The sequence below is a fragment of the Mesorhizobium sp. M7A.F.Ca.CA.003.01.2.1 genome (assembly GCF_003998945.1).
GTDB classification, from domain to species: domain Bacteria; phylum Pseudomonadota; class Alphaproteobacteria; order Rhizobiales; family Rhizobiaceae; genus Mesorhizobium; species Mesorhizobium ciceri.
This window is the reverse complement of the sequence record NZ_RZRA01001218.1, coordinates 1-1,312: the sequence shown is the minus strand read 5'-3', so window position 1 is coordinate 1,312 and position 1,312 is coordinate 1. Positions and strand designations below refer to the sequence as shown.

The following is a 1,312-nucleotide window of genomic DNA, read 5'->3' as shown; positions in this document are numbered from 1 at the left end:
GACATGAACCTGGTCGCGCTCGGGCGCGAGGCCGGGTTGACCCTGCTTTCGCTGGTCGGCGGCAAGCCCGCCGCGCCCGGCATTCGAAAACTGCCGTGCCGGCTGGTGGTGCGGCAGTCATGCGGCCATCCGCCGGGTGGCTGAAAACGAAGCGCCGCGCAATCGGCGCCAAGCCGCGGACCGCGGCCAACCTTGGAGGAGGAGAACATGAGGAACCTGATTGCCAAACTGGCCCTGGCCGCTGCCGTTCTGGGCGGCGGTCTCGGCACTGCCGCCGCCGAGACGGCCAACATATGGGTGCGCGCCGACGGTTCGAATTTCATGCCGAGGATCGTCGATGCCTACAACAAGGCGCACACCAACCAGGTCAAGCTCGATATCATCCCCAATGCCGAGATCATCCCCAAATACGGTGCCGCGGCCGCCGGCGGCACAGCGCCCGACGCGCTGTCGCTCGACCTGATCTACACGCCCTCCTTCGCCGCAGCCGGCCAATTGGAGGACATCACCGACTGGGCAAAGTCCCTGCCCTATTTTGCCAGCCTGTCGCCGGCGCATGTGAAGACCGGCACCTACAAAGACCACATTTACGGCCTGCCCTTCTCCGCCGACGCCTCGGTGCTGATCTGGAACAAGAAGCTGTTCAAGCAGGCCGGCCTCGATCCCGAAAAAGGTCCGGCCAACTGGGCCGAGATCGCGGCCGATGCCGAGAAGGTCAACGCGCTCGGCGGCAACATCAAGGGCTTCTACTTCTCCGGCAATTGCGGCGGCTGCAACATCTTCACCTTCACGCCCCTGATCTGGGCGTCTGGTGGCGACATCCTGAGCGAAGACGGCTCGAAGGCGACGCTGGACAGCCCGCAGCTGCGCGGCGCCATCGATCTCTACCGCTCGATGGTCAAGAAGGATCTGGTACCGGCAGGCGCACAGACCGACACCGGCGCCAATTTCTTTGCCGCCTTCGCCGCCGGCAATATCGGCATCTCGCCGTCCGGCGCCTTTGCCATCGGCGCGCTCAACACCCAGTATCCCGACATCGATTACGGCGTCACCTTCCTGCCGGGCAAGGACAGCGGCTGGTCGTCCTTTGCGGGCGGCGACAATTTCGTCGTCACCAAGGGCACCACGAAACTGCCCGTGGTGAAGGAGTTCCTCGACTTCGCCTATTCGCTCGAGGGCCAGACCATCCTTGCCAAATACGGAAGCCTGCCGGTGCGCGGCGACATCGCCAAGGACGCGTTGAAGGATCTCGATCCGCGCTACCAGATCGCCGCCGAAGCCATGGCCAAGGGCAAGACGCCCTATTCGGTGG

Annotated in this window: 1 protein-coding gene and 1 pseudogene; both read left to right on the top strand. The window is 64.5% G+C overall.

All coding sequences use genetic code 11. The features are described from left to right. A pseudogene (locus EN969_RS36400) lies at positions 1 to 144 on the top strand (LacI family DNA-binding transcriptional regulator); the annotation flags it as partial. Between the two features lie 63 nt (positions 145 to 207). Continuing rightward, the coding region (locus EN969_RS31385; protein WP_164758677.1) for a sugar ABC transporter substrate-binding protein at positions 208 to 1,312 on the top strand (1,105 nt) is incomplete at its 3' end.